Source organism: Streptococcus sp. 27098_8_148 (assembly GCF_041432105.1).
Lineage (GTDB): Bacteria > Bacillota > Bacilli > Lactobacillales > Streptococcaceae > Streptococcus > Streptococcus parasanguinis_AE.
The window spans coordinates 179,141-205,407 of the sequence record NZ_JAPVYY010000003.1 but is presented as its reverse complement, the minus strand read 5'-3'; the positions used below and the strand labels follow the sequence as shown (position 1 = coordinate 205,407).

Genomic DNA, 26,267 nt, shown 5'->3' with positions numbered 1-26,267 from the left:
ATTGAATGAAGGTGGTACCGCGGTTTTTCGCCCTTCGTTTGGTGGCTTGTCTTTTGTTTATGGGCAGTTGTCTGGAGCTTTTTAAAGGAGATCAAAAGATGCGAACCTATCAAGTGAAACAAAAATTTCGATTGGGTGGCGAGCGGTTCGATATCAAAGATGAGTTGGGAAATGTTGAGTACCAGGTTGAGGGATCTTTTCTTAAGATTCCCAAGACTTTTACCATCTACGATAAGAATGGACAAGAAGTGAGCCACATTACTAAAAAAACAATCAGCCTTCTTCCTAAGTTTGTGGTTGAGTTGAAGGATGGGGACCGCTTTTTTATCCATAAAAAGCTGACGCTCTTCAGGGATAAATACGATATCGAAGATTTGGGACTTCGGGTACAAGGAAATATCTGGGACCTAGAATTCAAATTATTCGATGATCGGGATCAAATCGTCGCTGAGATTAGCAAGGAACTCTTTCATTTAACCTCTACCTACCAAGTATCGGTGTATGAGGATGAATACGCTGATTTAGTCATCTCACTTTGTGTCGCCATCGATTATGTCGAAATGTTAGAAGCTGGCGCAAATTAAGCTTAAAAAAATTAGGAGAAAAATATGAAACAATTATCTAGTGCACAAGTCCGTCAAATGTGGCTTGATTTCTGGGCAAGCAAAGGTCACTCTGTAGAACCATCTGTTAGCTTGGTTCCAGTAAACGACCCAACGCTTTTGTGGATTAACTCAGGGGTTGCTACTCTTAAGAAATACTTCGATGGAACCATCAAACCTGAAAATCCACGGATTACCAATGCTCAAAAAGCCATCCGTACCAACGATATCGAAAACGTAGGGAAGACTGCTCGTCACCATACCATGTTTGAAATGTTGGGGAACTTCTCTATCGGAGATTACTTCCGAGATGAAGCCATTACCTGGGCTTATGAACTCTTGACAAGTCCTGAATGGTTTGACTTCCCTAAAGACAAACTTTACATGACTTATTATCCAGATGACAAGGATTCATACAACCGCTGGATTGAAGTGGGAGTAGATCCAAGTCACTTGATCCCAATCGAAGACAACTTCTGGGAAATCGGTGCAGGGCCTTCTGGACCAGATACAGAAATCTTCTTCGACCGTGGAGAAGAATTTGACCCAGAAAACATCGGTCTTCGTCTGCTTGCAGAAGATATCGAAAACGACCGTTACATCGAAATTTGGAACATTGTCTTGTCACAATTTAACGCTGACCCTGCTGTTCCTCGTAGCGAATACAAGGAATTGCCACACAAGAACATTGATACGGGCGCAGGTTTGGAACGTTTGGTAGCCGTTATTCAAGGGGCGAAGACTAACTTTGAAACAGACCTCTTCATGCCAATCATTCGTGAAGTGGAAAAGATGTCTGGTAAAACCTATGATCCAGATGGAGACAATATGAGCTTCAAGGTGATTGCTGACCACATCCGTTCGATTTCATTTGCGATTGGAGATGGGGCTCTTCCAGGTAATGAAGGACGCGGTTACGTTCTTCGTCGTCTCCTCCGTCGTGCTTCCATGCATGGTCAAAAATTGGGGATTGAAGGAACCTTCTTGTATAAATTGGTTCCAACCGTTGGGAAGATCATGGAAAGTTACTACCCAGAAGTACTTGAAAAACAAGACTTTATCGAAAAAATTATCAAGAGTGAAGAAGAATCATTTGCTCGTACCTTAAACTCTGGTCAACACTTTGCCCAAACCATCGTTGAAGATTTGAAAGCCAAAGGTCAAACAGTGATTGCCGGTCAAGATGTCTTTAAACTTTATGATACCTACGGATTCCCAGTAGAATTGACAGAAGAAATCGCTGAAGAAGCTGGAATGACAGTCGATCGTGAAGGTTTTGAAGCAGCTATGAAGGAACAACAAGAACGTGCGCGTGCATCTGCTGTCAAAGGTGGATCTATGGGGATGCAAAATGAAACCCTTCAAAACATCACAGTTGAAAGTAGCTTCAACTACAATGCTAGCCAATTGCCTTCTAAGTTGGTAGCAATCGTAGCGGATAATGCAGAAGTAGAAGCTGTATCTGAAGGGACTGCATCACTGATCTTTGCAGAAACTCCATTCTACGCTGAAATGGGTGGACAAGTTGCGGACCATGGTCAAATCTTGGATGCTGCAGGAAACGTCGTAGCGACAGTGACAGACGTTCAAAAAGCACCAAATGGACAACCGCTTCATACGGTTGAAGTTCTTGCTCCACTTGCCTTGAACCAAGAATACACTTTGGCTATTGATACCAATCGTCGTCATCGTGTTATGAAGAACCACACAGCCACTCACTTGCTCCATGCGGCTCTTCACAATATCCTTGGTAACCACGCAACCCAAGCGGGATCTCTCAATGAAGTAGAATTCCTTCGCTTTGACTTCACTCACTTCCAAGCTGTGACTCCAGAAGAATTGCGTGCTATTGAACAACAAGTCAATGAAAAGATCTGGGAAGCAATCGCAGTCGAAACGATTGAAACAGATATTGATACTGCTAAAGAAATGGGAGCTATGGCCCTCTTTGGTGAAAAATACGGTAAAGAAGTTCGTGTTGTCACTATCGGGGATTACTCTGTTGAGCTCTGTGGTGGTACCCACGTAGGCAATACTTCTGAAATTGGTCTCTTCAAGATTGTCAAAGAAGAAGGGATCGGATCAGGAACTCGTCGTATCTTGGCAGTAACTGGTAAGGAAGCCTTTGAAGCTTATCGTGAACAAGAAGATGCTCTGAAAGCAGTCGCAGCAACCTTGAAAGCACCTCAACTCAAAGAAGTTCCTCACAAGGTGGAAGGTCTTCAAGAACAACTCCGTCAATTGCAAAAAGAAAATGCAGAATTGAAGGAAAAAGCGGCAGCAGCGGCAGCAGGGGATGTCTTCAAGAATGTTCAAGAAGCAAACGGTCACCGTTACATTGCCAGCCAAGTTTCTGTATCAGATGCAGGTGCCCTTCGTACCTTTGCAGATAACTGGAAACAAAAAGACTACTCTGATGTGCTTGTTCTTGTCGCAGCCATTGGTGACAAGGTCAACGTCCTTGTTGCTAGCAAGACAAAAGATGTGCATGCAGGTAATGTGATCAAAGAATTGGCTCCAATCGTCGATGGACGTGGTGGTGGTAAACCAGACATGGCCATGGCAGGAGGAAGCAACCAAGCGAAAATCCAAGAATTGTTGGATGCCGTAGCAGGTAAATTGTAATAATCGGAGAGGTTGGATGTTTGTCCAACCTCTTTTTTCAAAAAAAAGCAGATCCAATTAGAAAAAGATTGCAACAAAAAAACCTTTCCGTCTGGAAAGGTTTTTGTCTTATAGTCCGTAGTTATAATCGTCATCCTGCATGGCTTCTACTTCACCGAGAAGGTAACCATTTCCGACTTGAGAGAAGAAGTCGTGGTTAGAAGTACCGGTTGAGATTCCGTTCATGACGATTGGGTTAACGTCATCTGCTGAGTCTGGGAAAAGCGGATCTTGTCCCAAGTTCATGAGGGCTTTATTGGCGTTGTAGCGAAGGAAGGTCTTGACTTCCTCTGTCCAGCCCACACCGTCATAGAGGCTCTCTGTGTAGCCTTCTTCATTCTCATAGAGGGTGTAGAGAAGATCATACATCCACTCTTTGAGTTTTTCTTGGTCTTCTTCTGGTAATTCGTTAAATCCAAGTTGGAACTTGTAGCCGATATAGGTTCCGTGAACAGATTCGTCCCGAATGATCAACTTGATGATCTCAGCTACGTTGGCCAATTTGTTGTTTCCAAGATAGTAGAGAGGTGTGAAGAAACCAGAGTAGAAGAGGAAGGTTTCAAGGAAAACGCTGGCGACTTTCTTTTCAAGAGGGGTCCCATTGAGATAGATTTCGTTGATGATTTCTGCCTTCCTTTGAAGGAAAGGATTGGTGTTGGTCCATTCGAAAATCTCTTCGATTTCTGACTTGGTATTCAAAGTAGAAAAGATAGAAGAGTAAGACTTAGCATGGACAGATTCCATAAATTGGATGTTGTTAAAGACAGCTTCTTCATGGGGAGTACGAATATCCGCACGAAGAGCCTGAACACCTGTTTCAGATTGCATGGTATCTAGAAGGGTCAATCCCCCAAAGACTTTACCAACTAGGTCTTTTTCTTTATTAGACAACTTTCTCCAGTCATCCAAGTCGTTTGACAAAGGGATACGTGTATCCAACCAGAATTGCTCTGTCAGTTTTTCCCAGGTCGATTTATCGATGACATCTTCGATCGCATTCCAGTTAATGGCTTTGTAGTATGTTTCCATTTGCATCACTTTCTTTTTCTATTCATTCAATCGTTACTATTCTACCATAAATTGATAGAATACCGCACAAAAAGTCGGCGAACCGACTTTTGATAGCTATCTAGGATAGCGGATTAGATGACACAGCTTTCACATTGGTTGGCGCCAACTTCTCCACCATCATCTGTAAAGGTACGGACGTAGTAGATAGACTTGATACCCTTGTTAAAGGCGTAGTTCCGAAGGATAGACAAGTCACGAGTGGTTTGTTTGTTTTCAGTTTTCCATTCGTAAAGACCCTTTGGAATATCGCTACGCATAAAGAGAGTCAGTGAAAGACCTTGGTCTACGTGTTCAGTTGCGGCAGCATAGACATCGATGACTTTTCGCATATCCATGTCGTAGGCAGAAGTGTAGTAAGGAATCGTTTCCGTTGACAATCCTGCTGCAGGGTAGTAGATCTTACCGATTTTTTTCTCTTGGCGTTCTTCAATCCGTTGTGTAATTGGGTGGATAGAAGCAGATACGTCATTGATGTAGCTGATAGATCCATTTGGTGCGACAGCCAAGCGGTTTTGGTGGTAAAGACCATCTGCTTGAACTTTAGCACGCAGTTCTGCCCAATCCTCAGCACTTGGGATAAAGATATCTTTAAAGAGTTCTTTGACGCGATCAGATTTTGGTACAAATTCTCCAGTCGTGTACTTATCAAAGTAAGTACCGTTGGCATAATCAGATTTTTCGAAGTTGTGGAATGTAACACCACGTTCACGCGCGATGTTGTTTGATTCTACGAGAGTCCAGTAGTTCATGAGCATGAAGTAGATACTTGTGAACTCAACAGACTCAGGGGATCCGTATTCAATCAATTGTTGCGCAAGGTAGCTGTGAAGTCCCATAGCTCCAAGTCCGAACGAATGCGCCAGTTTATTTCCGTGGTCGATAGTTGGAACGGCCACGATATGAGAGCTATCTGTAACGAAGGTCAAAGCACGGACCATGGCACGAATCGAACGTCCAAAATCAGGTGAAGTCATCATGTTAACCACGTTGGTTGAACCAAGGTTACATGAGACGTCAGTTCCCATTTGGACAAATTCTTGGGCATCGTTGATCAAGCTTGGTTCTTGAACCTGGAGGATTTCTGAACACAAGTTACTCATGATGATTTTCCCATCAACAGGGTTTGCCCGGTTAGCAGTATCGATGTTGACTACATATGGATAGCCAGATTCTTGTTGCAATTTAGAAATTTCAGTTTCCAAATCACGTGCTTTAATTTTTGTCTTGCGGATGTTTGGATTAGCAACCAACTCATCGTATTTTTCAGTGATGTCGATGTAATTGAATGGTACTCCGTATTCACGTTCCACAGAGTATGGGCTGAAGAGGTACATTTCTTCATTTTTACGAGCCAACTCATAGAACTTGTCTGGTACGACGACGCCAAGTGAGAGAGTCTTAACCCGAACTTTTTCATCAGCATTTTCTTTCTTAGTAGAAAGGAAGGCGATGATGTCTGGGTGAAAGACATTGAGGTAAACCACCCCAGCCCCTTGGCGTTGTCCCAATTGGTTAGAGTAAGAGAAGCTATCTTCAAAGAGTTTCATAACAGGTACGACCCCAGAAGCGGCTCCTTCATACCCCTTGATCGGTGCTCCAGCTTCACGAAGGTTGCTGAGGGAAATCCCAACCCCACCACCGATACGTGAAAGTTGAAGGGCAGAGTTGATGGAACGTCCGATCGCGTTCATATCATCGGTTACCTGGATCAAGAAACATGAAACCAATTCTCCACGGCGGGCACGTCCAGCGTTTAAGAAAGAAGGAGTCGCTGGTTGGTAGCGTTGGTGGATAATTTCGTTTGCGATGTCTCGCGCGATAGCTTCATTTCCATCTGCAAAATAGAGAGCATTGAAGAAGACACGGTCTTCCATGCTTTCAAGATAGTATTCTCCATCATTTGTTTTCAAAGCGTATTGGTTATAGAATTTGTAGGCCGCCATGAAGGACTTGAATTGGAAGTTTTGGTCTTTGATAAATTGGGCCAATTCCTCTAAAAATTCAGGACGGTATTTCTCGATAAAAGCTCTCTCAATGTAATTGTGCTCGAGAAGGTACTGAATCTTGTCTGTAATCGAGTCAAAGGCTTTAGTATTTGGTACAACATTTTCTTTAAAGAACGCATCCAAAGCTTCTTTATCCTTATGAAGCATGATTTGGCCGTTTACTGGACGGTTGATTTCATTGTTAAGACGAAAATACGTCACATCTTCAAGAGATTTTAATCCCATAATAATCCTTTTCTAGTTCAAAAAAATGAAGAGGAGAAGTCCTCTCTTTACAAGTAAAAAGTCTAGTGTTAGGTTGCTAACGCTAGACCCTATTTAAGCAAAATACTGTGTTTATTATGAAAGTTTCTTCAACTTAGCTGGTTGAAAACCAGAAAATACTTCATCCGGTGTTTGAATAACTGGAGCAGCATTGAAGCCAAGGTTCTTAACATGCTCTACAAATTCTGGCTGTTCATCTAAGTTAATTTCGCGATATTCCACGTGATTGCTATCGAGGAATCGCTTGGTCATTTTGCATTGAACACAATTATTTTTTGAATAAATGGTTACCATTTCTTTTCCGTTCTCCTATCGAAATATAAATCTGTAAACAGTATAAACAAAATCCAGCAACTTGTCAACAAAATAAAACTAAATATTGTGCAAAGAGATGAAATGGAGTTTTCAAAGCACAATATATTGTGGTGAGTGAAAAGTGTGAAAATCGAAGAAATGGGATAGGAATAGGCTTTAAAGCATCTTTAATTAGTTATAATTTTTTGGTGAATCAATATCCTGTGGTTAAAGAGCTTCTTTTCATTGAAAGCGGAGGAAAATGTTACTTATAATATAGTAGAAAATTGAAAAGATATTTCCTCTGTTCTTCAAGTGCTTCTTAAAATGTATCTAAATTGGGATTTTTCGCAGTCTTTTTCTGTAAGTCAGTGATAAAAATCTTGAAAAAAATTTCAAAAGATGATATAATACCAAATTGTAAGGGTTATCAAAAGGTAACTCAAAAACTATTTTTAAAAAGGAGAGTCAAACTATGGCTTCTAAAGATTTCCACATCGTGGCAGAAACAGGTATCCACGCACGTCCAGCAACTTTGTTGGTTCAAACTGCTAGCAAATTTGCTTCAGATATTACTCTTGAATACAAAGGTAAATCAGTTAACTTGAAATCAATCATGGGTGTTATGAGCCTTGGTGTTGGTCAAGGAGCAGACGTTGTAATCTCTGCAGAAGGTGCTGACGCTGATGATGCTATCGCAGCTATCTCAGAAACAATGACTAAAGAAGGATTGGCTTAAAATATGACAAAAATGCTAAAAGGAATTGCAGCATCTGACGGTGTTGCCGTTGCTAAGGCATATTTGCTCATTCAACCAGACTTATCATTTGAGACTGTTTCAGTCGAAGATACAAGTGCAGAAGAAGCTCGTTTGGATGCAGCTCTTGAAGCTTCACAAAACGAGCTTTCTCTTATCCGGGAGAATGCAGTAGCAAGCCTTGGTGAAGAAGCAGCGCAAGTTTTTGATGCGCATATGATGGTTCTTGCTGACCCTGAAATGATTGGTCAGATCAAAGAAACAATTCGTACGAAAAAAATCAATGCAGAAGCAGGCTTGAAAGAAGTCACTGACATGTTCATTGCGATCTTTGAAGGAATGGAAGACAATCCTTACATGCAAGAACGTGCGGCAGATATTCGTGACGTTACCAAACGTGTCCTTGCCAACTTGCTTGGTAAGAAATTGCCAAACCCTGCTTCTATCAATGAAGAAGCAATCGTGGTTGCGCATGACTTGACTCCATCTGATACAGCGCAGTTGAACAAAAAGTATGTAAAAGCTTTTGTTACGAATATCGGTGGACGTACCAGTCACTCAGCTATCATGGCTCGTACACTTGAAATCGCAGCTGTTCTTGGTACAAATAACATCACAGAACTTGTCAAAGATGGTGATGTTTTGGCTGTTTCAGGGATCACTGGTGAAGTGGTGATCAACCCTACTGAAGAACAAATTGCAGAGTTCAAAGCAGCTGGTGAAGCTTATGCTAAACAAAAAGCTGAATGGGCTCTCCTTAAAGATGCGAAAACAGTGACTGCTGATGGAAAACACTTCGAGTTGGCTGCCAACATCGGTACACCTAAAGACGTTGAAGGTGTAAACGATAATGGTGCAGAAGCTGTTGGTCTTTACCGTACAGAATTCTTGTACATGGATTCTCAAGACTTCCCAACGGAAGATGACCAATACGAAGCCTACAAAGCAGTTCTTGAAGGTATGAATGGTAAACCTGTGGTTGTTCGTACAATGGATATCGGTGGGGATAAAGAACTTCCTTACTTCGACCTTCCTAAAGAAATGAACCCATTCTTAGGTTTCCGTGCTTTGCGTATTTCTATCTCTGAAACTGGTAATCAAATGTTCCGTACCCAATTGCGTGCCTTGCTTCGTGCATCTGTTCACGGTAAATTGCGGATCATGTTCCCAATGGTTGCTTTGTTGACGGAGTTCCGTACTGCTAAAGGTATTCTTGAAGAAGAAAAAGCTAAATTGCTTGCTGAAGGTGTTGCTGTGGCAGATGATATCCAAGTAGGTATCATGATTGAAATCCCAGCTGCAGCAATGCTTGCGGACCAATTTGCTAAAGAAGTTGATTTCTTCTCAATCGGTACAAATGACTTGATCCAATACACAATGGCTGCTGACCGTATGAACGAACAAGTTTCATACCTTTACCAACCATATAACCCATCAATCCTTCGTTTGATCAATAACGTGATCAAAGCAGCTCACGCTGAAGGCAAATGGGCAGGTATGTGTGGTGAAATGGCCGGTGACCAAACTGCTGTTCCACTTCTTGTCGGAATGGGCTTGGATGAGTTCTCTATGTCAGCGACATCTGTCCTTCGTACACGTAGCTTGATGAAGAAACTCGACACAGCTAAAATGCAAGAATACGCTAACCGTGCTCTGACTGAATGTTCAACAATGGAAGAAGTTCTTGAACTTTCAAAAGAATACGTGAACGTAGACTAAGAGTCGATCAAGACTAAGACAAATTTGTCTTAGTCTTTTTTTACATTGTACATAAAAATGTTCATTTTATTCGTAATAAACTAGTTAGTAATAAAAATAGTGATTTAAATGTTCGGTTTTTTGTTTAATTTTCCTCGTATATATAGTATAATCGTAAGTAAGATTAGGAGGAAAGCGAAGGAATGAAGTAAAAGGTTCGGGAAAGAAAATGGAAAAACTTTTCCTGATAAATTTACATGATTTTACAGGAATCAACTTGAAAATTAAGTGATTTTATAGTAAAATAAAAACAACTAGAAAACGCTTTCAAAAATAAAGAGGTGAGTATATGGATAGAAGCACAGACTTATGGACATTTGGAAGAGGGGATAATTTCCATCTTCAAGAGTACTTAGGAGCTCACAAGGAAACAAGGGGAGAACAAGAAGGCTTTACCTTCCGTGTTTGGGCTCCCAATGCTCAGGCGGTGAATCTGATTGGTGATTTCACTGATTGGGAAGCCCGTAAAATTCCAATGGTTCGTAATGAAGGAGGCGTCTGGGAAGTCTTCTGTTCCGATGCAAAAGAGGGAGATATTTACAAGTATTTGGTGACTCGACAAAATGGTCATCAGGTGCAAAAAATCGATCCTCTAGCGTTATGGATGGAAAAGAGACCCAATACAGGATCTATTATTAAGACCATTCCAGAGAAAAACTGGAAAGATGGTCTCTGGAGAGCACGCCGCAAAAAACTTGGTTTTAAGGAACGACCTGTTAATATTTATGAGGTTCACGCAGGATCGTGGAAACGTAATGAGGATCACAGTTCCTATACCTTCAAACAACTAAAAGAAGAATTGATTCCATATTTGGTGGAGATGAACTACACCCACGTGGAATTTATGCCAGTGATGGCCCATCCATTGGGCTTGAGTTGGGGCTATCAGCTCATGGGATATTTTGCACTCGAGCAGACTTATGGTAGTCCAGAGGAGTTTCAAGACTTCGTGGAAGAATGCCACCTCAATAATATCGGAGTGATCGTGGATTGGGTACCAGGACATTTCATTATTAATGATGATGCCTTGGCTTATTATGATGGAACACCAACCTTTGAATACCAGGATGAACATCGAGCCCATAACTACGGATGGGGAGCTTTGAACTTCGATTTAGGAAAAAATCAAGTCCAGTCATTCTTAATTTCTAGTTTGAAGTTTTGGATTGAAACTTATCATTTAGATGGAATTCGGGTCGATGCTGTGAGCAATATGCTCTATCTGGACTACGATAGTGGTCCATGGACACCAAATATTGATGGTGGAAACCTCAACTACGAAGGCGTTCATTTCCTTAGACGTTTGAATGCGATTATCAAGAACGAACACCCAGATGTCATGATGATTGCGGAAGAAAGTTCTGCTGGTCAAAAGATCACAGGTCCTGAAGAAGAGGGTGGTCTTGGCTTTGACTATAAATGGAATATGGGTTGGATGAATGATATCCTTCGATTCTACGAAGAAGATCCCATCTACCGGAAATTTGACTTTAACCTGGTAACCTTTAGCTACATGTATGCATTTTCTGAAAACTTCTTACTACCATTTTCACACGATGAAGTGGTGCATGGTAAGAAAAGTTTGATGCATAAGATGTGGGGAGATCGTTACAATCAATTTGCTGGACTCCGTAACCTCTTGACCTATCAGATTTGCCATCCAGGTAAGAAACTACTCTTTATGGGTTCAGAATTTGGTCAGTTTTTGGAATGGAAGTCTGAAGAGCAACTGGAATGGAGCAATCTAGAGGATGAAATGAATGCTAAGATGCGTCGTTTCACTTCTCAGCTCAATCATTTCTACAAAGAACACAAGGAATTGTGGGAGATTGATGATAGCTTTGATGGCTTAGAGATTATTGATGCAGATAACCGGGATCAGAGCGTTTTGTCCATGGTCCGGAAAAATCGTAAAGGAGATCTTCTGGTGTGCGTCTTTAATATGGCGCCAGTAGAACGCAAGGACTTTACGATTGGTGTGCCTGTATCAGCGGTCTATGAAGAAATTTGGAATACAGAATTAGAAGAATGGGGAGGTGTCTGGAAAGAGCACAATCCGACAGTTCAGTCTCAAGATGGACTGTGGAAGGATTATGAACAAACTTTGACCTTTACTTTGCCGGCTTTAGGGGCTAGCATTTGGAAGGTGAAACGGAAGGTTAGCAAAACAAAATCTAAAACATCAGATAAGAAATGACGATCGGTTGACTCTATGGGAGTCCAAGCTTTAAAAAGAGGAAGTAGTCAATGAAGAATGAAATGCTCGCTTTAATTCTTGCCGGTGGGCAAGGAACACGTCTTGGAAAATTAACCAAAAACATCGCAAAACCTGCGGTTCAATTTGGTGGGCGCTATCGGATTATCGATTTTGCGCTATCAAACTGCGCCAACTCAGGAATTCACAATGTTGGTGTGATCACACAGTACCAGCCACTGGCCCTCAATAGTCATATTGGAAATGGTTCAAGCTGGGGATTGGATGGAATCAATACAGGTGTTTCTATTTTGCAACCTTATTCAGCTAGTGAAGGAAATCGTTGGTTCGAAGGAACTAGTCATGCCATCCTACAAAATATCGACTATATCGACAGCATCAATCCTGAATATGTCTTGATTCTTTCTGGTGATCATATCTACAAGATGGACTATGATGATATGCTTCAAGCGCACAAGGATAATAATGCGAGCTTGACCGTTGCCGTCCTAGATGTACCTTTGAAGGAAGCGAGTCGTTTTGGAATCATGAATACCGATGCTAATAATCGGATTGTTGAATTTGAAGAAAAACCAGCTGAACCAAAATCTACCAAGGCTTCCATGGGGATTTACATCTTTGACTGGGCTCGTCTGCGCAATATGTTGGTTGCTGCTGAAAAGAGCGATATCGATATGTCAGACTTCGGTAAAAATGTCATTCCAACTTATCTAGAATCAGGCGAAAGTGTTTATGCTTATGAATTCAATGGTTATTGGAAAGACGTTGGTACGATTGAGTCTCTTTGGGAAGCCAATATGGAATATATCGATCCAAATAATGCTTTGGATAGTCGCGATCGTCACTGGAAAATCTATTCACGCAACCTCATTTCTCCACCGAACTTCTTTGGGGAACATGGCCACATCGAAGATTCTCTTGTCGTCGACGGTTGTTCGGTAGACGGTACAGTCAAACACTCCATCTTATCAACAGAAGCTCAAGTTCGTGAAGGAGCAGTTGTCGAAGATGCTGTCGTGATGAGCAATGCCATTATCGGTAAAGGAGCTGTCGTGAAACGCGCGATTATCGGAGAAGGCGCAGTCATTGCAGAAGGTGTCGTGATTGATGGAACAGAGGAAGTACAAGTTGTCGGTTACAATGAAAAAGTGGGGGTAGCAACAGATGAAGATTGATAAATATTCAGCCATTTTAGGAAATACAGTTGGGTATCATGATATGTCCACTTTGACCAGCCATCGTCCGGTAGCATCCCTACCGTTTGATGGGAAATACCGCTTAATCGACTTCCCATTGTCTAGTCTTGCAAATGCTGGTATTCGTAGTGTTTTTGGGATTTTCCAACAAGAAAATATTAGTTCGGTCTTTGACCATATTCGTTCAGGTCGTGAGTGGGGCTTGTCTACTTTATTGAGCCACTATTACCTCGGAATCTATAATACTCCAGTTGAAAATACAACGGTAGGGCCAGAATACTACCAACAATTATTGACCTATTTGAAACGGTCTGGTTCCAACCAAACAGTTGCTTTAAACTGTGATGTTTTGATGAATATTGACCTCAATCAAGTTTTCCACTTGCATAATAGCGTTGACCGTCCGATTACAGTTGTTTACAAAAAGTTGCATCTTCAAAATATCTCTGAAGTCAATGCTGTCTTGAAAATTGATGAAACAGACCATGTTACAGAGCAAAGACTTTTTGATGGCAAGGATCCTGACGAAGTCTACAACATGTCAACAGATGTCTTTATTGTGGACACTCCTTGGTTGATTGAAAAAATTGAAGAAGAAGCCAAGAAAGAATACCCACAAAAATTGCGCTATATCTTGCGTGATTTGGCAGTGGAATACAATGCTTTTGCCTTTGAATATACAGGCTACCTTGCCAATATTCATTCAGTGGAATCCTACTACCATGCAAACTTGGATATGTTGGAAAACCAAAAATTCATGAAGCTCTTTTCACCAAATCAAAAAGTGTATACGAAAGTGAAGAATGAAGAACCAACGTATTATTCCAAGACTTCACATATTAAATCGTCTCAATTTGCTTCGGGTAGTATTGTAGAAGGAACCGTTGAACGATCCGTTGTTTCACGTCGGGTACACCTTCATCAAGGTTCAGAGGTCCGCAGTAGTCTTCTCTTCCCTGGTGTTGTGATTCATGAAAATGCAATCGTCGAACATGCCATCCTGGATAAGGGTGTCGAAGTGGCTGCTGGTGTGACGATTCGTGGGACAGAAGAAGCACCTGTCGTGGTTAAAAAAGGAACGATTGTTACAGAGGATATTGTCTAATGAAACTATTATTTGTTGCAGCTGAAGGAGCACCGTTTTCTAAAACAGGTGGTTTGGGAGACGTTATTGGCGCTCTTCCTAAATCCTTAGCGAAAAGTGGTCATGATGTGCGCGTGATCCTCCCTTACTATGATATGGTAGAGGCTAAGTTTGGAGATCAAATTGAAGATATCTTGCATTTTGAGACCAAGGTTGGCTGGAGAAGTCAATATGTTGGTGTGAAACGCATTGTGCGCGATGGCGTCACCTTTTACTTTATTGATAACCAACACTATTTCTTTAGAGGACATGTGTATGGTGACTTCGATGATGGCGAACGCTTTGCCTTCTTCCAGCTCGCGGCCTTAGAAACGATGGAACGAGTTGACTTCGTTCCAGATGTTCTTCATGCCCATGATTACCATACGGCGATGATTCCTTTCTTGCTGAAGGAAAAATACCGTTGGATTCAAGCTTATCATGGAATTAAAACAGTATTGACTATCCATAATTTGGAATTCCAAGGTCAGTTCGACCCAGGAATGTTGTGGGACCTATTCGGAGTTGGATTTGAACGCTATGCAGATGGAACGCTTCGGTGGAATGATTGCCTGAACTGGATGAAAGCTGGTATTCTATATGCTGACCGTGTAACAACCGTTTCTCCTAGCTATGCGCATGAGATTATGACTGCTGAATATGGTTGTGGCTTGGATCAGATCCTTCGAATGGAGTCTGGCAAGGTGACCGGAATTGTTAACGGGATTGATGCGGATCTGTATAATCCTGAAACGGATCCACTCTTGACGTATCACTTCAGTCTCTCAGATCTTTCAGGTAAAGCAGCTAGCAAACGAGCTCTTCAAGAACGTGTTGGTCTACCTGTTCGCGATGATGTTCCTTTGTTTGGGATCGTCTCTCGTTTGACACGTCAAAAAGGTTTTGATGTGGTGGTAGAAGAGTTGCATCAACTTTTGCAAAAGGATATTCAGATTGTCTTGCTCGGTACAGGAGATCCTGGATTTGAAAATGCCTTTGCTTGGTTTGGTCAAGCCTACCCAGATAAACTTTCAGCGAATATCACATTTGATGTCCAATTGGCTCAAGAAATCTATGCAGCGTCGGATGTCTTCTTGATGCCAAGTCGCTTTGAACCGTGTGGCCTTTCTCAAATGATGGCCATGCGTTATGGAACCCTTCCTTTGGTGCATGAAGTCGGCGGACTTCGTGATACCGTTCAACCGTTTAATGCTGTTGATGGAAGTGGAACAGGCTTTAGCTTCAATAATTTGTCTGGTTATTGGTTTAACTGGGCGGTTGATGAAGCCTTGGCTGTCTACTACAATGACAAACAGGCTTGGTATGGTCTCCAAGAGCAAGCTATGACGCGTGACTTCTCATGGGATACGGCTAGTCAACGATACAATGATTTGTACCAATCCTTATAAATAGATCTATAATACAAACGCCTTTCGAGGCGTTTTTTGTGTTGCTTTCTTCCTATAAAGAAAACGGTTTATTTTTTTGAGTTTTAGAGCTTGCTAAAATAGAAGAAAAAAGATAAGATAGGTAAAGGTAAAAAATCCCGGGAAGGTTCTTATTTCTAGAAAGGATCCCAACCTCTCTAAAAACAATCAGGTCCTTGCTTGAGGGTTAAATATTACTATATAGGAATTTTAGGATGAAAAAAGCGAAACAAACGTTTGAAAAAATGACCAAATATTCGATTCGAAAATTATCTGTCGGTGTTGGTCCGGTAGCCATTGGAGTCTTTTTATTAGGAGGAAGCTTGTTAGGAGCTCGTCCTGTCAAAGCAGATCAGGTGACTCTACCTGCTCATGTGCACTTAGGATATGTGACAGAAGAAGAGCTGACTGCTGAAGAAAAAGCACAGGTGATTCATGCAATCCCTGAAGCATATCAAAATGAAGATACTTTCTATCTCGTCTATAAGAAGAAGGAAGCAACTCAGTCGGTTCTTCCTCAAACAGGAAGTCAGGAAGTCGCTCTTTTTGGGTTAAGTCTAGCCACAGCTTCCTTTGCGGTCCTCTTACTTTCTAAAAAGCACCGAAAGAAGGTTATGGGCGTCCTTTTGATTGGAGCCATGGGACAAAGTCTTCTACTTCCAGTTGAAGTCGCAGCCCTACAAAATCAAGTTTTGCGCGCTTATAACCAGGATCTTGCGATCGCATCGAGCGAAGATCTTGCAGATGGTGTGATTCAAATTGATGGCTATGACTATGTGGGCTATCTGCGCTACCCGTCAGTCCAAAAGACGAGCTTACGAGAGCCAAAGGCTATGCAGGAAACGAAACCTTCTGTAGAAGGAACGATCAAAACAAGTACAGGTATTCCACAAGTGGAAGCACAAGCGCGTGTAACCCCAGAAGTCGCTCCAGCCTTTCCTCAAGTTGAAAAACCAAGCCTGGAAGTCTCTACTGAGCCTGTGCCATTTGAAACCGTCAAGCAAGCTGATCCTACATTAGCCAAAGGGCAAACCAAGGTGCTGACTGCTGGCCAAAATGGGGAGCGTACCATATTGACGGAAGTGAGTGTGGTAGATGGACAAGAAGTTCGCAGAGTAGTCGAAAGCAAGGTCACCAAAGAACCAGTTTCACAAATTCTTGCTGTTGGGACAAAAGAAGATGCCCAACCAACCCCTCAACCCAGCCCTTCTCCAGTTGTAACGGCTAAGGGGACACAAGAAGAAGGCCATGTCGGCGAAGCTCCTGTTCAACCAGAGAATCAAGCCTATACAGGTGTGGTGGAAGCCAAGGGGACACAAGAAGAAGGCCATGTCGGCGAAGCCCCAGTTCAACCGGAGAACCCAGTCTATACAGGCGTGGTAGAAGCCAAGGGAACACAGGAAGAAGGCCATGTCGGTGAAGCTCCTGTTCAACCAGAGACTCCAGCCTATACAGGTGTGGTGGAAGCTAAGGGGACGCAGGAAGAAGGTCATGTCGGCGAAGCTCCTGTCCAACCGGAGAACCCAACCTATACAGGTGTGGTAGAAGCTAAGGGGACACAGGAAGAAGGTCATGTCGGCGAAGCCCCTGTTCAACCGGAGAACCCAACCGATCATGTAACGGAAGGGACGGTAACAGAGACAGAAACGGTAATCCTTCCATATGAAACCGAGTATGTAGCGGATGCCAATCGTTACACCGATGAAGAAAGCCTTCTTCAGAAAGGTGAGGCCGGTAGCCAGGAAATTCGCCGTGTTTATAAGACGGTCAATGGCGAGAAGATTGGCGAGCCCGTGAGCACGACAACTGAAACAGTAAAAGCTCCTGTGACAGAAAAAATTAGTCGTGGGACTAAGGCGATTGAAGGCCAAACAGAGGATGTTTCGTATGAGGAAATTCCATTTAAGACGGTAACCGAACAAGATGCCACCTTGCTAAAAGGAACTGAAAGGGTTTCTCAAGCCGGTAAAAATGGGAAGAAGAAAATCACCAAGGTCTACAAGACCATTAAAGGTGTCAAAACAACGGATGCTCCTACAATTTCCGAAGAAGTGGTAGAACAAGCGCAAGATCAGATCATTCAACAAGGGACAAAGGAATTAGACAAGCCAACCTTGACCTTGACCAATCTTGATCAGGAAGTGTTGAAGCGCAGTGCTAAAGCTACCTATCGTTTGGACAAACCAGACGGTGTGACCATCAAGTCCATCCAGGCTGTATTGAAGAAGGGTGATCAAGTGGTGAAAACCCTGACCCTTTCAGAGACAGACTTGGCAGCTGCTTTAGCGGACTTGGACTACTACAAGGATTATACGCTCGCAACGACCATGGTGTATGACCGTGGAAATGGGGATGAAGAAGAAGTTCTCAAGGAAGAACCACTGAGAATTGATCTTAAAAAAGTTGAAATCAAAAACATCAAGGAAACCAGTCTGATTAGCGTGGATGACCAAGGTCTTGAGACCGATAGCAGCCTCTTGTCTGAAACACCGTCTGATGTGAAGCCATACTACTTAAAAGTTACCACCCATGATAATAAGGTCACGAAACTAGCCGTTGATAAAATCGAAGAAGTGACGGTAGATGGCGCGACCCTCTACAAAGTAACAGCCAAAGCTCCAGATTTGGTCCAACGGACTGGGGACAACCAGTTCAATGAGAACTATGTCCACTATATTGCGAAACCAAAAGCTCATGAAGGTGATGTCTACTACAATTTCAACGAACTTGTAAAAGCCATGCAAGCCAATCCGACTGGAACCTTTAAACTGGGTAGCAATATGAATGCGGCTAATGTCCAGCCAGCAGGGAAATCCTATGTGACCAATGCTTTCAAGGGAATTTTGGAAAGTACGGATGGGAATACATTTGCCATCCATAACATTACAAGACCATTGTTTGGGAACATCGAAGGTGGCTCGGTTAAGAATCTCTTGCTTGAAAATGTCAATATCGACCTACCTGGGACAGATCGAGTAGCCCCAATCGCAGGTGTTATCAAAAATAATGCAACTGTTGAAAATGTTAAAGTAACAGGAAGTGTTGTCGGGAACAATGATGTAGCAGGAATTGTCAATAAAATTGATGGTAGTGGGAAGGTCAGCAACGTTGCCTTTATCGGTAAACTGCACGCTGCTGGCAACAAAGGTGGCTATCTAGCGGGTGTTGTTGGTGAGAACTGGAAAGGTGTCGTTGAAAAAGCTTACGTTGATGCTGAAATCACTGGTAATAAAGCCAAAGCTGCAGGTCTCGTTTATTCCTCTCAAAATGGTGGAAATAACCACACAGTCGGTAAAGAAGGGGTTCTCAGAAACTCCGTTGCTAAAGGTTCGATTGAACTAAAAGAAGCTGTTCAGTCTGGTGGATTACTAGGGACCAACTGGGCCTTGGGGACTATTGAAGACAACATCACCATGATGAAAGTCAAAACTGGTGAGATGGTTTTTGGTCACTCAGATATTGACGCAGATGATTACTTCACCTATTCAAGAACCAAGCGCAATTACAGTGTGGAAGGCGTGAGTGAAGGGAAGAAAACCTTTAACAACTCCCGTAAAATCCCAAGCATCTCGCTGGCAGAAGCTGAGCAGAAAATCGAAGCAATGGGAATCACTGCTGATAAATTCACCAGCAGTAAACCGATTGAAGACACGCTCAATCACCTTGTTAGCAAAGACGATCAATACAAGGCCATCACTGCTTACGATGCGAATCGTGAGCTAGCTTACCGTAATATTGCTAAATTGCAACCTTTCTACAACAAAGAATGGATTGTCGACCAAGGAAATAAACTGGCTGCAACGAGTCCTCTCTTGACCAAGGAAGTCTTGTCTGTGACCGCTATGAAGGGCAATGATTTTGTTACTGAACTAGCTAATGCTGATCACATCCTGATCCACTACGCAGATAAGACAAAAGATATCTTTAGCATGACGTCGAAAGACTCTAAAGTTAAACAAGTCAAAGAGTACAGTGTGGCGGAGCTCGGTGAAGTGGTCTATACGCCAAATATGGTGGACAAAGACCGGAGCGATCTCATTGGTGCGATCGTTGAAAAATTAAGCCCTGTCGAATTACAATCAGATCCAATCTACACCCATCTTGGTCGAACAGGTCCTAACAAGGTCAATGCTATTAAGAACCTTTACCTTGAAGAAAGCTTCCAAGCAGTCAAGGATAATCTGACTCACTTTGTCAAACAACTAGTTGAAAACCAAGATCATCAATTAAATACAGATGAGGCTGCCAAACGGGCCCTTATCAAGAAAGTTGATGACAACAAGGCCGCTGTTCTTCTTGGTTTGTCATACCTCAATCGCTATTATGGAGTGAAGTTCGATGATGTCAATCTCAAACAGCTCATGTTGTTCAAGCCAGATTTCTATGGGAAGAATGTTGATGTCTTAGACCGCTTGATTGAAATTGGTTCAAAAGAAGACTACATCAAAGGGACTCGTACCCACGATGCCTTCCGAGAAGTCGTGGCTAAATCGACTCTTTCTGGGAACCTAAATGACTTCTTGAAGTACAATATGGAGCTCTTCACAAAAGAGACAGACTTGAATGATTGGTTCATTAAAGCAACCAAAGACAATGTCTATATTGTGGAGCCTGAGACGACCAATCCAGCTTTCGCATCTGCTAAGCATAGAGCCTATGAGGGCTTAAACAATGATGTTCACGGTAAAATGATCTTGCCACTCTTGAACTTAAAAGATGCCCATATGTTCTTGATTTCAACATACAATACCATGGCTTATAGTTCCTTCGAGAAATATGGTAAGAACACGGAAGCAGAGCGGAATGCCTTCAAAGCGGAAATTGACAAGGTGGCGAAAGGGCAACAAAATTATCTCGATTTCTGGTCACGTCTAGCAACGGATAAGGTTCGCAATCAACTCTTGAAGAGCAATAATATGGTGCCGACCCCTGTCCTTGATAACCAAAACTACAAGGGCATTAGTACAGACCGTTACGGCCATACCAACAGTGGCAAAGATGTCGCTCCAATCCGTGAATTGTATGGTCCAACCGATCGTTACCATGCGACAGATTGGCGCATGGGAGCTGTGGCGCGAATTTACGGAAACCCATATAAAGACGACTCTGTTTTCTTCATGGTGACCGATATGATCAGTGACTTTGGGGTCTCTGCCTTTACCCACGAAACAACGCACGTCAATGACCGCATGGTATACTTAGGTGGTTGGAGACACCGAGAAGGAACCGATATCGAAGCCTTTGCCCAAGGCATGTTACAAACGCCATCCGTATCCAATCCAAATGGGGAATACAAGGCCTTAGGTATCAACATGGCCTATGAACGTCCAAATGATGGGAACCAATGGTACAATACCAATCCAAATGATTTGAAGTCACGTGACGAAATTGATCGGTATATGAAAGGCTATAACGACACCCTCATGCTTCTGGATTACCTAGAAGGAGAAGCTGTCCTCAACAAAGGCAGTCAAGACTTGAACAATGCATGGTTCAAGAAGGTTGATAAACAATACCGAGGGGCTAACACCAAGAATCAATTTGATAAGGTACGTCCTTTGAGCGATGAGGAAAAAGCGATCACCTTACATTCAGTAGATGATCTCATCACCAACAACTTCATGACCAATCGTAGTCCTGGAAATGGAGTCTATAATCCATCTGACTTTGGCTCCGCCTATGTGACGGTACCGATGATGACAGGGATCTATGGTGGAAACACCAGTGAAGGGGCTCCTGGAGCCATGTCCTTCAAACACAATACCTTCAGACTCTGGGGATACTATGGCTACGAAAAAGGCTTCTTAGGTTATGCTTCAAACAAGTATAAACAAGAATCCAAACAAGCAGGTCATGCGACTCTAGGAGATGATTACATCATTCAAAAGATTTCTGATGGAACATTCAGTACCCTTGAAGACTGGAAGAAAGCTTATTTCAAAGAAGTTGTGACAAGTGCCAAAAATGGAATTCAATCTATTGAAATTGATGGTACAACATACAAGAGCTATGAAGACTTGAAACGTGCATTTGCTGAAGCAGTTGATAAAGATAAGGCTACTCTAAGTAACGGCTCTGTCAAATTTGACAATACTGTTGCTTTGAAAGAAAAACTCTTTAAGAAACTACTTCAACAAACAGATAGTTTTAAAACTTCTATCTTTAAATAATCAATTGACTCTCATCTGCTGATCAGGTGGGAGTTTTTTTGAAGAAAGAAATGAGTAGAGGTGGACAAAGTGTCTAAAAATTTAAATGAAAAAATAGTAGATCTGAAAATTTATCATATTAAAAAATAACGTAATTTAACAAAAACGCTTTCTTTTCTAGGAAATATTTGACTATTATATCTTTTAGGAGTAAACTAAGGAGGTAAAATTAATAAAAGGAGAATTCATCATGAATTTAACATTTTTAGGTCTTTGTTTAGCCTGTTTTGGTGTATCACTGGCAGAAGGTTTGATGATGAGCAGCTTATTGAAATCTGCGTCTCGTCAACCAGAAATTATTGGTCAATTGCGTAGCCTCCTGATTCTTGGTGTTGCCTTTGTCGAAGGTACTTTCTTCGTAACCTTGGTTATGGCCTTCATTATCAAATAAGCACTTCTATTTTAGAAAAGGAGGTGTCAAAACTTGGAAGAAAGTATCACTCCAACGATAACTCTTGGACCTGTAACTTTTAATTTGACCCTACTTGCTATGACCTTGATTGCTGTTTTGGTGGTTTTTAGCTTTATTTATTGGGCCAGCCGTAAAATGACGATCCGACCAAAGGGCAAACAAAATGTGCTGGAATACGCATATGACTTTGTCGTAGGCTTCACCAAAGGAAATATTGGGGAACATTATATAAAGGACTATTCCTTGTTCTTGTTTGTTCTTTTCCTATTTCTTTTAGTGGCCAATAACATTGGATTGATGGCTAAAATCGAAACGACCAATGGTTACAATTTGTGGACATCACCAACCGCTAACCTGGGTTATGACTTTGCCTTTTCATTTTTGATCACCTTAATCGCCCATGTAGAAGGAATTCGCCGACGTGGTGTGAAGGAATATTTAAAGGCTTTTGTGACACCTGGATTTATGACCCCCATGAATATTTTGGAAGAATTAACGAACTTTGCCTCCTTGGCACTTCGGATCTTCGGAAATATCTTTGCGGGTGAGGTATTAGCAAGCTTGCTCGTGACTTTGTCGCATCAAGCTGTTTATTGGTATCCATTTGCCTTTATTGGAAGCATGGCGTGGACAGCGTTTTCGATTTTCATTTCATGTATCCAAGCCTATGTGTTTACCATGTTGTCATCAATCTATATTGGTAAGAAAATTAATGGCGAAGAGTAAGTAGAGGAGGAGTAGAAGAATGCATGTATCAATGAGTGAAATTATTGGTAACTTTATTCTCATTGCTGGTTCCTTCCTATTATTAATCTTTTTAATAAAGAAATTTGCATGGAACAATATCAATGGAATTTTAGAAGCGCGTGCCAAAAAGATTACAGATGATATTGATGGAGCAGAATCAGCTCGTCAAAAAGCTGAGGAACTAGCAAATAAACGTGAAGAAGAGTTGGCAGGTAGCCGCAAAGAAGCTGCGTCTATCGTAGAAAATGCAAAGGAAACTGCTGAAAAGAACAAATCGCAAATCCTTTCAGATGCCACTCAAGAAGCTGTACGTTTGAAAGAAAAAGCGCAACAAGAAATTGCGCACAATAAAGAAGAAGCATTGAACAGTATCAAAGGCGATGTGGCAGATCTCACTGTGCATCTCGCTGGCAAATTGTTGAGCCAACAGCTAGATGCTGAAGCTCAACGCCAACTGATCGATCGCTATCTCGATGAATTAGGAGAAGCCTAATGGACAAAAAGCAACTGATGGTGATTGAGAAATATACCCAGCCTTTTGTTCAATTGGTCTTTGAAAAAGGAGAACAAGACCTGGTCTTTGAAAAGTTAACCCAAATCAAGGGTGTTTTTGAGGAAACGGGACTTGCTAACTTCTTAGCTCATATCGGTGTAGAGGATGAAGAGAAAGCAAAAAGTCTACGACTTTTTCAACCCTCGGATTCACAATTACTCGACCATTTGATTGAAGTGGTTATTCTCAATCATCGTGAAGCCTTATTTTATGACATTGTAACGATTTGTTTGGATCAGATTCAACTGTTGAGCAACGCTTTTGTCGTCACTGTTACGACAGTTGCTGGTTTGGATCCTGTTCAAGAGCAAAAGCTAGTACCCATTATCGAAAGAAAATTTGGGATTCAAGTTCGCTCGATCCAACAAAAGATCGATCCAGATTTAATTGGTGGCTTTGTCGTGACAGCCAATCATAAAACGTTGGATACCAGTCTCAAACACCAATTGCAAGTTATAAAATCTAAATTGAAATAGAAAGTGGTGTGAATTTTGGCGATTAACGCACAAGAAATCAGCGCTTTAATTAAGCAACAAATTGAAAATTTCAAGCCAAACTTTGACGTCACTGAGACAGGTGTTGTAACCTACATTGGTGACGGGATTGCCCGCGCTCATGGGCTTGAAAATGTCATGAGTGGTGAGTTGTTAATCTTTGAAAATGGCTCATACGGGATGGCCCAAAACTTAGAAACAACGGATGTCGGGATCATCATCTTGGGTGATTTCACGGATATTCGTGAAGGAGACTCTGTCCGTCGTACAGGTAAAATCATGGAAGTCCCTGCAGGGGATGCCTTGATTGGTCGTGTTGTTAACCCACTTGGCCAACCAGTAGATGGTTTGGGTGAGATTGTGACAGATAAATTCCGTCCAGTTGAAACACCAGCTCCTGGTGTTATGCAACGGAAATCTGTCTCAGAACCCCTACAAACTGGTTTGAAAGCCATTGATGCCCTTGTTCCAATTGGACGCGGTCAACGGGAATTGATCATCGGGGACCGTCAAACAGGGAAAACTTCGATTGCCATCGATACCATTTTGAACCAAAAGGGTCAAGACATGATCTGTATCTATGTGGCGATTGGTCAAAAAGAATCAACAGTTCGTACGCAAGTAGAAACTCTCCGTAAATACGGAGCTATGGATTATACGATTGTGGTAACCGCTTCGGCTTCTCAACCGTCTCCATTGCTTTATTTGGCACCTTATGCTGGGGTTGCCATGGCAGAAGAGTTCATGTATAACGGTAAACATGTTTTGATCGTCTATGATGATTTGTCAAAACAAGCCGTAGCTTACCGTGAATTGTCCCTTCTTCTTCGTCGTCCACCAGGACGTGAAGCCTTCCCAGGGGATGTCTTCTATCTCCACAGCCGTTTGTTGGAACGTTCTGCGAAAGTTTCGGATGAATTGGGTGGGGGTTCTATTACAGCTCTTCCAATCATTGAAACCCAAGCAGGGGACATCTCCGCTTATATCGCAACCAATGTGATTTCGATCACAGACGGACAAATCTTCTTGCAAGATAGTTTGTTTAATGCCGGTATTCGTCCAGCCATTGATGCCGGATCTTCTGTTTCCCGGGTTGGTGGATCTGCTCAAATCAAGGCTATGAAGAAGGTTGCTGGTACCCTTCGTATCGACCTCGCTTCCTACCGTGAGTTGGAAGCCTTCACGAAATTTGGTAGTGATTTGGATGCGGCCACTCAAGCGAAATTGAACCGTGGTCGTCGGACAGTGGAAGTCTTGAAACAACCTGTTCATGAACCATTGACAGTTGAAAAACAAGTCGTGATCTTGTATGCCTTGACTCATGGTTTCTTAGATAGTGTTCCAGTAGACGACATTCTTCGTTTCCAAGAAGAGTTGTTTGATTACTTTGAAGCACATTATCATCAAATCTTTGAGACGATTCGTTCGACACATGATCTTCCAGCAGAAGAAGAACTGGATGCAGCCCTTACTGAATTTGTCAACCAGTCAAATTTCAAATAGAAATAGGAGTGGAAGATGGCAGTTTCATTAAATGATATTAAAAATAAAATTGCATCCACAAAAAACACCAGTCAAATCACCAATGCCATGCAGATGGTGTCCGCTGCCAAACTTGGTAAATCTGAGCAGGCAGCCAAGGATTTTCAGGTTTATGCTGCTAAGGTTCGTAAGCTCTTAACAGACTTGCTCCATGGACATGAAACAGAAAATACCAAGTCCCATCCGATGTTGGTGAGTCGCCCGGTAAAAAAGACAGCTTATATCGTGATTACATCCGATCGTGGTTTGGTTGGAGGTTACAATGCCTCCATCCTTAAAACCATGATGGAAATGAAGGCAGAATACCATCCAACTGGAGATGACTTTGAAGTGATCTGTATTGGAAGCGTCGGTGCGGATTTCTTCCGTGCCCGTGGGATTCAGCCGGTTTATGAATTGCGTGGTTTGCCTGATCATCCTAGCTTTAAGGAAGTTCGCAAGATCATTTCGAAAACAGTCCAAATGTATCAGGAAGGCTTGTTTGATGAGTTGTACGTCTGTTACAACCACCACGTCAACAGTTTGACGAGTCAAATGCGGGTGGAACAAATGCTTCCAATTATTGATTTGGACCCAAATGAAGCGGATGAGGACTATGTATTGAATCTAGAATTGGAATCTAGTCGAGATGCCATTTTGGATCAATTGCTTCCTCAATTTGCTGAAAGCATGATCTATGGTGCCATTATTGATGCTAAAACAGCTGAAAATGCTGCTGGGATGATGGCCATGCAAACTGCAACAGACAATGCCAAGAAAGTCATTGATGAATTAACGATTCAATACAACCGTGCTCGTCAAGCAGCGATTACACAAGAAATTACTGAAATCGTTGCTGGTGCTAGCGCCCTTGAATAGTTGTCGGATACAATTTTATATACAAAAACAGATGCTCGAAAGAGAACTTTTGAGCAGTAGAAATTACTTAGAATA

Annotated in this window: 18 protein-coding genes; 15 read left to right on the top strand and 3 right to left on the bottom strand. The window is 42.1% G+C overall.

Annotated features, from left to right (window positions below; all coding sequences use genetic code 11):
* The first annotated feature begins 98 nt into the window (after positions 1 to 98).
* On the top strand, positions 99 to 584 hold the full coding sequence (locus O3646_RS03985; protein WP_371605321.1) for an LURP-one-related/scramblase family protein: 486 nt from the start codon (positions 99 to 101) through the stop codon (positions 582 to 584).
* Between the two features lie 24 nt (positions 585 to 608).
* Entirely contained in the window at positions 609 to 3,227 is a 2,619-nt protein-coding gene (gene alaS, locus O3646_RS03980) for an alanine--tRNA ligase (RefSeq protein WP_371605322.1), read from the top strand.
* 108 nt (positions 3,228 to 3,335) lie between these two features.
* Here alaS and nrdF read toward each other — a convergent pair whose 3' ends face one another.
* The 3 genes from nrdF to nrdH form a co-directional block, all read right to left on the bottom strand.
* Positions 3,336 to 4,295 (bottom strand): class 1b ribonucleoside-diphosphate reductase subunit beta, encoded by a 960-nt coding sequence (nrdF, locus tag O3646_RS03975; protein WP_070673984.1) that lies wholly within the window; start codon positions 4,293 to 4,295, stop codon positions 3,336 to 3,338.
* A 113-nt stretch (positions 4,296 to 4,408) separates the two neighbouring features.
* Positions 4,409 to 6,568, bottom strand: a complete 2,160-nt coding sequence (nrdE, locus tag O3646_RS03970) for a class 1b ribonucleoside-diphosphate reductase subunit alpha (RefSeq protein ID WP_049472150.1) — start codon at positions 6,566 to 6,568, stop codon at positions 4,409 to 4,411.
* 114 nt (positions 6,569 to 6,682) lie between these two features.
* Positions 6,683 to 6,901 carry a glutaredoxin-like protein NrdH gene (gene nrdH / locus O3646_RS03965; protein WP_003006408.1) on the bottom strand — a complete coding sequence of 73 codons (219 nt, stop codon included), beginning with the start codon at positions 6,899 to 6,901 and terminating at the stop codon, positions 6,683 to 6,685.
* Between the two features lie 475 nt (positions 6,902 to 7,376).
* Between nrdH and O3646_RS03960 the strand changes: the two genes are divergently transcribed.
* The 13 genes from O3646_RS03960 to O3646_RS03900 all read left to right on the top strand — a co-directional run bounded on the left by O3646_RS03960 (position 7,377) and on the right by O3646_RS03900 (position 26,192).
* Complete coding sequence (locus O3646_RS03960; RefSeq protein WP_003006411.1) at positions 7,377 to 7,640, top strand: phosphocarrier protein HPr; 264 nt, start codon at positions 7,377 to 7,379, stop codon at positions 7,638 to 7,640.
* A 3-nt stretch (positions 7,641 to 7,643) separates the two neighbouring features.
* Positions 7,644 to 9,377: a phosphoenolpyruvate--protein phosphotransferase gene (gene ptsP, locus O3646_RS03955; RefSeq protein WP_003006414.1), complete on the top strand. Its 1,734-nt coding sequence runs from the start codon at positions 7,644 to 7,646 to the stop codon at positions 9,375 to 9,377.
* Between the two features lie 328 nt (positions 9,378 to 9,705).
* Positions 9,706 to 11,613 (top strand): 1,4-alpha-glucan branching protein GlgB, encoded by a 1,908-nt coding sequence (gene glgB / locus O3646_RS03950; protein WP_371610565.1) that lies wholly within the window; start codon positions 9,706 to 9,708, stop codon positions 11,611 to 11,613.
* Between the two features lie 50 nt (positions 11,614 to 11,663).
* Positions 11,664 to 12,806 carry a glucose-1-phosphate adenylyltransferase gene (locus tag O3646_RS03945; RefSeq protein ID WP_021152896.1) on the top strand — a complete coding sequence of 381 codons (1,143 nt, stop codon included), beginning with the start codon at positions 11,664 to 11,666 and terminating at the stop codon, positions 12,804 to 12,806.
* Complete coding sequence (gene glgD, locus O3646_RS03940) at positions 12,796 to 13,932, top strand: glucose-1-phosphate adenylyltransferase subunit GlgD (protein WP_003006422.1); 1,137 nt, start codon at positions 12,796 to 12,798, stop codon at positions 13,930 to 13,932. The genes O3646_RS03945 and glgD overlap by 11 nt, the downstream gene beginning before the upstream one ends.
* Positions 13,932 to 15,359: a glycogen synthase GlgA gene (gene glgA, locus O3646_RS03935; protein ID WP_195422919.1), complete on the top strand. Its 1,428-nt coding sequence runs from the start codon at positions 13,932 to 13,934 to the stop codon at positions 15,357 to 15,359. The genes glgD and glgA overlap by 1 nt, the downstream gene beginning before the upstream one ends.
* A 233-nt stretch (positions 15,360 to 15,592) precedes the next feature.
* Complete coding sequence (locus O3646_RS03930; protein ID WP_371610564.1) at positions 15,593 to 21,547, top strand: ZmpA/ZmpB/ZmpC family metallo-endopeptidase; 5,955 nt, start codon at positions 15,593 to 15,595, stop codon at positions 21,545 to 21,547.
* Between the two features lie 229 nt (positions 21,548 to 21,776).
* Positions 21,777 to 21,977, top strand: a complete 201-nt coding sequence (locus tag O3646_RS03925; RefSeq protein ID WP_003006433.1) for a F0F1 ATP synthase subunit C — start codon at positions 21,777 to 21,779, stop codon at positions 21,975 to 21,977.
* Positions 21,978 to 22,010: 33 nt separating this feature from the next.
* Positions 22,011 to 22,724, top strand: coding sequence for a F0F1 ATP synthase subunit A (gene atpB, locus O3646_RS03920; protein WP_368397606.1), 714 nt, complete (start codon positions 22,011 to 22,013; stop codon positions 22,722 to 22,724).
* A 19-nt stretch (positions 22,725 to 22,743) separates the two neighbouring features.
* Entirely contained in the window at positions 22,744 to 23,238 is a 495-nt protein-coding gene (atpF, locus tag O3646_RS03915) for a F0F1 ATP synthase subunit B (protein WP_049490536.1), read from the top strand.
* Positions 23,238 to 23,774 (top strand): F0F1 ATP synthase subunit delta, encoded by a 537-nt coding sequence (locus O3646_RS03910; RefSeq protein ID WP_049490538.1) that lies wholly within the window; start codon positions 23,238 to 23,240, stop codon positions 23,772 to 23,774. Before atpF ends, O3646_RS03910 begins: the two co-directional genes overlap by 1 nt.
* Before the next feature lie 15 nt (positions 23,775 to 23,789).
* Complete coding sequence (gene atpA / locus O3646_RS03905) at positions 23,790 to 25,295, top strand: F0F1 ATP synthase subunit alpha (protein ID WP_371610563.1); 1,506 nt, start codon at positions 23,790 to 23,792, stop codon at positions 25,293 to 25,295.
* Positions 25,296 to 25,310: 15 nt separating this feature from the next.
* The gene (locus tag O3646_RS03900; RefSeq protein WP_009732556.1) at positions 25,311 to 26,192 is read left to right on the top strand and encodes a F0F1 ATP synthase subunit gamma; all 882 of its coding nucleotides are present in this window, start codon (positions 25,311 to 25,313) and stop codon (positions 26,190 to 26,192) included.
* Positions 26,193 to 26,267: the final 75 nt, after the last annotated feature.